Annotated in this window: 7 protein-coding genes; 1 reads left to right on the forward strand and 6 read right to left on the reverse strand. The window is 70.2% G+C overall.

The genetic code is table 11. From position 1 onward, the window contains the following. Positions 1 to 6: 6 nt before the first annotated feature. The 5 genes from GXW76_RS10640 to GXW76_RS10660 all read right to left on the reverse strand — a co-directional run bounded on the left by GXW76_RS10640 (position 7) and on the right by GXW76_RS10660 (position 6,353). On the reverse strand, positions 7 to 1,896 hold the full coding sequence (locus GXW76_RS10640; protein ID WP_338150936.1) for a potassium transporter Kup: 1,890 nt from the start codon (positions 1,894 to 1,896) through the stop codon (positions 7 to 9). Between the two features lie 136 nt (positions 1,897 to 2,032). Then, positions 2,033 to 2,827 carry an amino acid ABC transporter ATP-binding protein gene (locus GXW76_RS10645; RefSeq protein WP_211861991.1) on the reverse strand — a complete coding sequence of 265 codons (795 nt, stop codon included), beginning with the start codon at positions 2,825 to 2,827 and terminating at the stop codon, positions 2,033 to 2,035. A 34-nt stretch (positions 2,828 to 2,861) separates the two neighbouring features. After that, entirely contained in the window at positions 2,862 to 3,995 is a 1,134-nt protein-coding gene (locus GXW76_RS10650) for an amino acid ABC transporter permease (RefSeq protein ID WP_211861992.1), read from the reverse strand. Between the two features lie 10 nt (positions 3,996 to 4,005). Further along, positions 4,006 to 5,208, reverse strand: a complete 1,203-nt coding sequence (locus GXW76_RS10655; protein ID WP_211861993.1) for an amino acid ABC transporter permease — start codon at positions 5,206 to 5,208, stop codon at positions 4,006 to 4,008. Between the two features lie 95 nt (positions 5,209 to 5,303). Beyond that, complete coding sequence (locus GXW76_RS10660) at positions 5,304 to 6,353, reverse strand: amino acid ABC transporter substrate-binding protein (protein ID WP_211862005.1); 1,050 nt, start codon at positions 6,351 to 6,353, stop codon at positions 5,304 to 5,306. Between the two features lie 229 nt (positions 6,354 to 6,582). On the opposite strand from GXW76_RS10660, the gene lhpI reads away from it, so the two are divergent. Continuing rightward, positions 6,583 to 7,524, forward strand: a complete 942-nt coding sequence (lhpI, locus tag GXW76_RS10665) for a bifunctional Delta(1)-pyrroline-2-carboxylate/Delta(1)-piperideine-2-carboxylate reductase (protein ID WP_211861994.1) — start codon at positions 6,583 to 6,585, stop codon at positions 7,522 to 7,524. Positions 7,525 to 7,633: 109 nt separating this feature from the next. On the opposite strand, the gene GXW76_RS10670 is transcribed toward lhpI, so the two are convergent. After that, positions 7,634 to 8,245 (reverse strand): DUF6683 family protein (locus GXW76_RS10670; protein WP_211861995.1); only part of this gene is annotated, 612 nt, incomplete at its 5' end.

The following is an 8,245-nucleotide window of genomic DNA, read 5'->3' on the forward strand; positions in this document are numbered from 1 at the left end:
GCCTCCTCAGATCGCCACCCGCACGCCGAGCTCGACCACGCGGTCGGGGGGGATGCGGAAGAACTCGGTGGCCGGCACCGCGTTGCGGCTCATGATGCCGAAGAGCCACTGCCGCCACTTCGACATCTTCGGCACCGCGGCCGCCACCACCGTCTCGCGGCCCAGGAAGTAGGAGGTCTGCATCGCCTCGTAGGCGATGCCGAGCGGCTTCAGCGCCTCGAGCTCCTTCGGGATGTTGGGGCTTTCCTGGAAGCCGTAGCGCAGTGCTACGCGGTGGATGTCGGGGGCGAGCTGCTCCACCTCCCGCCGGCGATCGGCCGGGACATAGGGGATCGGTTCGTTGGTCACGGTCACGAACAGCACGCGCTCGTGCAGCACCTTGTTGTGCTTGAGGTTGTGCAGCAGCGCGCCGGGCAGGTAGTCCGCCTGGCTGGTCATGAACACCGCCATGCCCGGCACGCGGATGGTGCGGGACTGCGGCAGCCGCGCGATGAAGGAGCGCAGCGGCAGCCCGTCCTGCCGGAAGCGGGCGAACAGCAGTTCCCGCCCGCGGTTCCAGGTCGTCATCATGGCGAAGAGCGCCGCGCCCAGCACGAGCGGCACGTAGCCGCCCTGCGGGATCTTCAGCACGTTCGAGGCGAAGAACAGCAGGTCGAGCACCAGCAGCGGCCCGAACACCCCGATCACCAGCGGCCAGGCCCAGCCGAACTGCCGGCGGAAGACGATCAGCGCCAGGCAGGATGTGCAGACGAAGGTGCCCGTCACCGCGATGCCGTAGGCGGCGGCCAGGTTGTCCGAGGTGTGGAATGCCATCACCAGGATCAGCACGCCGATCAGCAGCAGCATGTTGACCTGGGGCATGTAGATCTGCCCCTCCTCCGTCTCGCTGGTGTGGCGCACCTCGAGGCGGGGGATGAAGCCGAGCTGCACGCACTGCCGCGCGATGGTGTAGGCACCCGAGATCATCGCCTGGCTCGCGATGATGGTAGCGGCGGTGGCGAGGATGACGAGCGGCAGGCGGAACCACTCGGGTGCCAGCAGGTAGAAGGGGTTCTCCAGCGCCGCGCGGTTGCGCAGCAGCAGTGCGCCCTGGCCGAGGTAGTTCAGCGCCAGCGCCGGCAGCACCAGCCATAGCCATGCCCAGCGGATGGGGCGCCGCCCGAAATGACCCATGTCGGCGTAGAGCGCTTCCGCCCCAGTCACCGCCAGCACCACGGACCCGAAGGCGACGAAGGCCAGCAGGCGGTAGGTGAGGCAGAACTGCACCGCGTAGTGCGGCGACAGCGCCAGCAGCACGGCGGGGTTGTGCAGGATCTCGATCACGCCCAGCACGCCGAGCACCAGGAACCAGACGGCGCAGATCGGCCCGAACATCGCCCCCATGCTGCCCGTGCCGCGGAACTGCGCGAGGAAGAGGGCGAGCAGCATGGCCACCGCGATCGGGATGACCGCGTGGTCGAAGGCGTCGGAGACGACCTTGAGGCCTTCCACCGCCGAGAGCACCGAGATGGCCGGCGTGATGATGCCGTCGCCGAAGAACAGGCAGGCGCCGATGATGCCCACCACTGCGACGGCCCAGCGCGCTCGTGGGGATTCGACGTTGCGCTGCGCCAGCGCCATCAGCGCCAGGATGCCGCCTTCCCCGCGGTTGTCGGCGCGCAGGATGAAGACGACGTACTTGACCGTGACCGTCAGGATCAGCGCCCAGATGATGAGGCTGATGATGCCGAGGATTTCCCAGTCCTCGAGCCCGTCGTCGCTGAAGTGCAGCAGCGCGGCGCGCAGCGCGTAGAGCGGCGAGGTGCCGATGTCGCCGTAGACGACACCGAGAACGCCGAGCACGAGGGCTGGCGTCAGCGGCTGGATTCGGTCGGAGCCGGGGGTGGGAGCGGTCACGGAGCCTCGCTGCGGGGCGGCAAGGCCGGAAGCCTTAAGCCGGTCGGGCCGGGCGGCGCAATCCTGCCGCCGCGGCAGAGCCGGGACGGGGTGCGGGGGGCAGCGATGGAACAGTCCGCCATCGCCGCCCCCGCGGTCAGTGACCGCGCAGGATCTGGCTGAGGAAGAGCTTCAGCCGGTCCGTCTTGGGGTCGTTGAAGACCTGGGTGGGGGTGCCGACCTCGACCACCTCGCCGCGGTCCATGAACACCACCCGGTCGGCCACCGTGCGGGCGAAGCCCATCTCGTGCGTCACCACGATCATGGTCATGCCGGTGCCGGCGAGCATGACCATGGTGTCGAGCACCTCCTTGATCATCTCGGGATCGAGCGCGCTGGTCGGCTCGTCGAACAGCATGATCTTGGGCTTCATGCACAGCGCGCGGGCGATGGCGACGCGCTGCTGCTGGCCGCCGGAAAGCTGGCCGGGATACTTCTTCGCCTGCTCCGGGATCTTCACCCGGGTCAGGTATTCCATCGCCAGTTCCTCGGCATCCTTCTTCGGCATCTTGCGCACCCAGATCGGCGCAAGCGTGCAGTTCTCCAGCACCGACAGGTGCGGAAACAGGTTGAAGGACTGGAACACCATCCCGACCTCGCGCCGGATGGCGCCGAGGGCGCGGACGTCGTCCGACAGTTCGATCCCGTCCACCAGGATGTGGCCTTCCTGGTGCGTCTCCAGCCGGTTGATGCAGCGGATCATGGTGGACTTGCCGGAGCCCGAGGGCCCGCAGACCACCACGCGCTCGCCGGCGGCGACCTGCAGGTCCACGTCGCGCAGCACATGCAGCGCGCCGAACCATTTGTTGACCTTGTCGAGCACGATCGCCGGCGGGGCGTCGGTGCGGACGGCGGAGGCGATGAAACCTGGCGTCTCGATGGCAGCGCTCATTTCGTATCGTGTCCCAGACCCGTTGTTGCGAGCATCAGCGGCGACGGTGGCGGTTGAGTTCCGCCTCCAGGCCCTGGCTGTATTTCGACATGGCGAAGCAGAACACCAGGTAGATCAGGCCCACGAAGACGTAGACCTCGACGCCGAAGCCCTGCCAGGAGGGTTCGACGATCGCCGTCTTGCCGGCCGTCAGCAGGTCGAAGATGCCGATGATCAGCACCAGCGAGGTGTCCTTGAAGAAGCCGATGAAGGTGTTGACCAGGGGCGGGATGACCAGCCGCAGCGCCTGCGGCAGGATGATGAAGCCGGTCTTCTGCCAGTAGGACAGGCCCATGGCGTCGGCGGCCTCGTACTGGCCCTTGGGCAGCGCCTGCAGGCCCGCACGCACCACTTCCGCGAGGTAGGCGCCCGCGAAGAGGATGATGGCGATCTGCGCGCGCAGCAGCTTGTCGATGTTCATCCCTTCCGGAAGGAAGAGCGGGAACATCACGCTCGCCATGAACAGCAGCGAGATGAGCGGCACGCCGCGGATCAGCTCCACGTAGAGCACGCAGAGCACCTTGATCGCCGGCAGGCTCGACCGCCGCCCCAGCGCCACCAGGACCGACAGCGGGAAGGCGAAGGCAAGGCCGAAGGTGGCGAGGATCAGCGTGATCGGCAGGCCGCCCCAGCGTTCCTGCGGGACATAGGGCAGGCCGAAGATGCCGCCCCACATCAGCACGCCGATCGCGGTCAGCGTCACCGTCCAGATCGGGATGAGGCGCCAGTTCCAGAAGCGCCGCAGCGAGGAGACGATGTAGAGCGCGACGAACAGGATGCAGACCAGCGCCGGGCGCCAGTGCTGCTCGTAGGGGTAGGTGCCGAAGAGCATGAAGCGGTGCTTCTCGGTCACCACGGCCCAGCAGGCGCCGCTGCCGTGCAGTTCGCGGCAGGCCTGGGTCTGCGCCACGCCATTGGTCACCGGCACCGACCAGATGGCATTGACGAAGGCCCAGTCGACGAACCCCATCACGGCGCGGACGAGCACGTAGCCGATCACCAGCGTGACGGCGGTGGACAGCCAGCCGGAGAACAGGTTGGCCCGCAGCCAGGCGATCGGCCCGACGGCGGTGATCGGCGCGCTGCGTGGCTCGCTGCCGATCGGGGTGTTGACGGTGATGTCGCTCATGGCCGTGCCCTCACCGTTCCACAAGCGCGATGCGCGCGTTGTACCAGTTCATGAAGAGGCTGATGGACAGGCTGATGGTCAGGTACACCAGCATGATGATGGCGATGCCTTCGATCGCCTGGCCCGTCTGGTTCAGCGTCGTGTTCGCGATGCTGACGATGTCCTGGTAGCCGATGGCGACGGCGAGGGAGGAGTTCTTCGTCAGGTTCAGGTAGTTCGACGTCATCGGCGGGATGATGACCCGCAGCGCCTGCGGCATGACGATCAGCCGCAGCACGGAACCGGACCGCAGGCCGAGCGCCTGCGCCGCTTCCCACTGCCCCAGGCTCACCGAGAGGATGCCGGCGCGGACCACCTCGGCGATGAAGGCGGCGGTGTAGGTGACAAGGCCGACCAGCAGGGCGAAGAATTCCGGGCTGACCGTCAGGCCGCCGCGGAAGTTGAAGCCGCGCAGCGCGGGCCAGTCGATCTCCCACGGCGCGCCCATGACCTGCCAGGTCAGGATGGGCAGGCCGAGCACCAGCGCGACCGCGGCCGGCCAGACCTTGCGCGGCTGGCCGTCGATCATCCGCTTCGCGCGCGCGGCGCGGGCGTAGAGCCAGGTCAGCACGATGCCGGCGACGAAGGCGAGGGCGGCCGCGGTGTGCGCGTTCTCCCACACCAGCGCCGGCACCTTGAAGCCGCGGTTGGACAGGAATACGCCGTCCACCGGCTGCATGGCCTGCCGCGGTCCCGGCAGGCTCTGCATGATCGTGTACCAGAACAGCAGCTGCAGCAGCAGCGGCAGGTCGCGGATCACCTCGACGTAGAAGCCGGCGATCTTCGCCACCAGGAAGTTCCGGGACAGCCGGGCGATGCCGATGGCGGTGCCGATGATGGTCGCCAGCACGATGCCGATGACCGCCACCTTCAGCGTGTTCAGCACGCCGACGGTCAGCGCGCGCAGGTAGGTGTCGGTGGGCTCGTAGGAGATCAGGCTCTCGGCGATCGGCAGGCCCGCTTCGCGGTGCAGGAAGCCGAAGCCGGTGGCGATGCGCCGCACCTCGAGGTTGTGGGCGGTGTTCGACCACAGCCACCAGACGATCGTGCCGACGATGCCGACGACGATGATCTGCCAGAAGATGCCGCGGATGCGTTCATCGGCCCAGGAAAGGCGCAGCGGCCGTTTCGGCGGTTTGCGCCGGAACCGGGGGTCGGCGGTCGCATCTGACATTGTTCTCGGGCCTCACCTGTGTCGTTGCCCGCCAAAGGGGCGGGGGAAGTGCCGCGGGGCGGGGAACGTCGTCCCCCGCCCCGCGTGTCGGTCGCTCAGCGGAAGGGCGGCGCGTACTGGAGGCCGCCCGGCGTCGTCCACAGCGCGTTCGGGCCGCGCTGGATGCCGATCGGCGTCAGGTTGCGGGCGAAGACCTCGCCGTAGTTGCCGACGGAGCGGATGACGTTGACCATCCAGGCATTGTCCACGCCCAGCATGCGGCCGAGGTCGCCATTGCGGCCGAGCATGCGCTGCACCTCGGGGCGCGCGTCGCTCGCCGCCATCTCCTGCACGTTGGCCGTGGTGATGCCGAGCTCCTCGGCGCCCACCAGGCCGAAATGGACCCAGCGCACGAGGTCGGCGAAGCGCTGGTCGCCGTGGCGCACCAGCGGGCCGAGCGGCTCCTTGCTGATCACTTCCGGCAGGATGACGTGGTCGTTCGGGTTGGCCTGCACGGCGCGCGTGGCCGCGAGGCCCGAGACGTCCGTGGTGTAGGCGTCGCAGCGGCCGGCAAGGTAGGCGTTGATGTTGTCCTCCAGCCGCTCGATCACCACGGGGGTGAAGCGGATGCGGTTGGCGCGCGCCCAGTCGGTCAGGTTCTGCTCGGTGGTGGTGCCCGGCTGCACGCAGATGGTGGCGCCATCGAGCTGCGCCGCGTTGTTCACGCCGAGCGAACGCTTCACCATGAAGCCCTGGCCGTCGAAGAAGGTGATGGCGGCGAAGTCGAAGCCGAGCGAGGTGTCGCGCGACAGCGTCCAGGTCGTGTTGCGCGCCAGGATGTCCACCTCGCCCGACTGCAGGGCGGTGAAGCGCGCCTGCGCCGTCGCCGGCACGTAGCGGACCTTGTTGGCGTCCCCGAGCAACGCCGCGGCGACCGCGCGGCAGTAGTCCACGTCGAAGCCGCGCCAGACGCCCTGGCTGTCGGGCTGGGCGAAGCCGGCGAGGCCGGTGTTCACGCCGCAGACCAGCGTGCCGCGCGCGCGGATGGCGTCGATCGTCGACGAGGCCGGCGCCGCGGGCTGCTGCTGCGCTGCGGCCGGCAGCGCGATCGCCGTCGCGAGCAGGGCCGCGCCGAGGCCGCGCAGGAAGGTCGGCCGAGATGGCATCTTCACGAGTCTTCTCCCTTGTCGTTCCCGCCTGGTGGACGGCCGGCGGGCCCATGTCGTTCGAGGCGCGCATGCTGCTCCACGGCAGGGCGCGGATCAACGCGCATCGCGCGCCCTGCCCCGGCAGCCGCATGTTCCGGGCTGAGGGGCCTAGCAAACACCGGGCCGGGAAGGCAAACCTGCCCCTCCCGCCCGTGGGGGCGGGGCGGGTGACGGGGGATGCGACGCGATGCTGCAACTGGACCGGGACGCGATCCGCGCCGCCCTGCCGTGGGACGCGTTGATCGACGCGCTGGCCGCGATGTTCCGCGAGGGCTGCGAGGCCCCGCTGCGCCACCGCCACGTCATGCCCGGCACCGGTGGGGCGGAGAACACCTTGCTGCTGATGCCGGCCTGGCGCGCCGGCGGGCATACCGGCGTGAAGATCGTGCATGTCGCGCCCGGGAATGCGGCGCGCGGGGAGCCGGCGGTGCATGCCGCCTACCTGCTCTCGGACGCCGCGACGGGCGCGCCGCTCGCGCTGCTCGACGGGGGCGAGCTGACGGATCGGCGGACCGCGGCCGCGAGCCTGCTCGCCGCCGGCCATCTGGCGCGACCGGAGAGTTCGCGCCTGCTGCTGCTCGGCAGCGGCAAGGTCGCCCGGGCGCTGGCCGAAGGCTATGCGGCGCGGTTCCCGATCACGGATATCGCCGTCTGGTCGCCCACGGCGGCGAATGCGGGGCGGCTCGCGGTATCCCTGGCGGAACACGGCCTGCCGGCCCGCGCGGTGGATCGGCCCGACCCCGCGCAGGCGGACATCGTCGCCGCCGCCACGCTGTCCACCGCGCCGCTGATCCGCGGGGCGGAAGTGCGTCCGGGCACGCATGTGGACCTGGTCGGCGCCTATCGGCGCGACATGCGCGAATCGGACGCGGCGCTGATGGCCCGCGCGACGCTGGTGGCCGACACCCGCGCCGGTGCGCTCGCCGAGGCGGGGGATATCGTCCAGGCCATCGCCGAGGGCGCGATCACCGAGGCGCAGATCGCGGCGGAACTCGCGGATCTCTGCCGCGGCACGCATCCGGGCCGCCGCTCGGCCGGGGAGGTCACGGTGTTCAAGTCGGTCGGCTGGGCGGGGGAGGATCTCGCCGCCGCGGTGCTGGCCTACCGGCGCGCGGCCGGGGCGGGCTGAACCCCTCGCGCGGTTTTCCGCTCGCCCTGACCCCCGGCCGCCGCGCCAGGCGCCTGTTTTCGCGAGCATCCTCGACCGAGCAGGTGATCCCGCCCGATCGGGATCTGCCCTACCGCTGCTGGAAGCCGGCCGGCGTCAGGGCGAAGCGACGCAGGTCGATGCCCTGGAACTGCACCACCGCCTGCGCGACCTCGGCGCGGTAGGCGAGGAGGTCGCCGCCCGCCGCGCGCAGGTCCTGGTGGCGTGCGGCGATCGCCATGGCGTGGAAGGCGAGAGTCTCGGCCGTCGCCTGGCGCTCGGCCTCGTCCAGGCGCGCGAGGTTCGGGGAGGCCGAGAGCATCTGCCGCGCCTGCCCGCGCACCGCCGCGATGCCGGCAGGCTGGGTGGTGGCGTCGCCGCCGGTCGCGACCTCCCAGGCGATCAGGTAGAAGGCCGCGACCACGTCCGCGAGGTCGCGCGGGTCGTAGCCGTGCTGCTGCAGCAGCCGGTCGAATTCCTGCCAGGGCGCGCCGGATTCGACCGCCGCGCGCAGCCCTGCGGGATTGGGGCTGGTGGGCAGGGCGCCGGCCAGTACCTCCTGCCGCACGCGGGCGCTGACGGTCGGATCGGGCGTGAAGGCGGTGGCGCTGCGCGTCGCGACGGCCCGGCCGAGGGGCGGCGGCTTGCCTGCGGCGGCGACGGCGGCTCCGGCCGGGGCAGGCTTGCTGCCCGGCAGGATGGC

This window comes from Neoroseomonas soli, from assembly GCF_018129065.1.
GTDB lineage: Bacteria > Pseudomonadota > Alphaproteobacteria > Acetobacterales > Acetobacteraceae > Neoroseomonas > Neoroseomonas soli.

Bases quoted from the DNA above. Each gene is read 5' to 3' on its own strand.
- GXW76_RS10655 (WP_211861993.1), bottom strand. From the start codon at position 5,208: ATGTCAGATGCGACCGCCGACCCCCGGTTCCGGCGCAAACCGCCGAAA.
- GXW76_RS10650 (WP_211861992.1), bottom strand. From the start codon at position 3,995: ATGAGCGACATCACCGTCAACACCCCGATCGGCAGCGAGCCACGCAGC.
- lhpI (WP_211861994.1), top strand. From the start codon at position 6,583: ATGCTGCAACTGGACCGGGACGCGATCCGCGCCGCCCTGCCGTGGGAC.
- GXW76_RS10660 (WP_211862005.1), bottom strand. From the start codon at position 6,353: ATGCCATCTCGGCCGACCTTCCTGCGCGGCCTCGGCGCGGCCCTGCTC.
- GXW76_RS10645 (WP_211861991.1), bottom strand. From the start codon at position 2,827: ATGAGCGCTGCCATCGAGACGCCAGGTTTCATCGCCTCCGCCGTCCGC.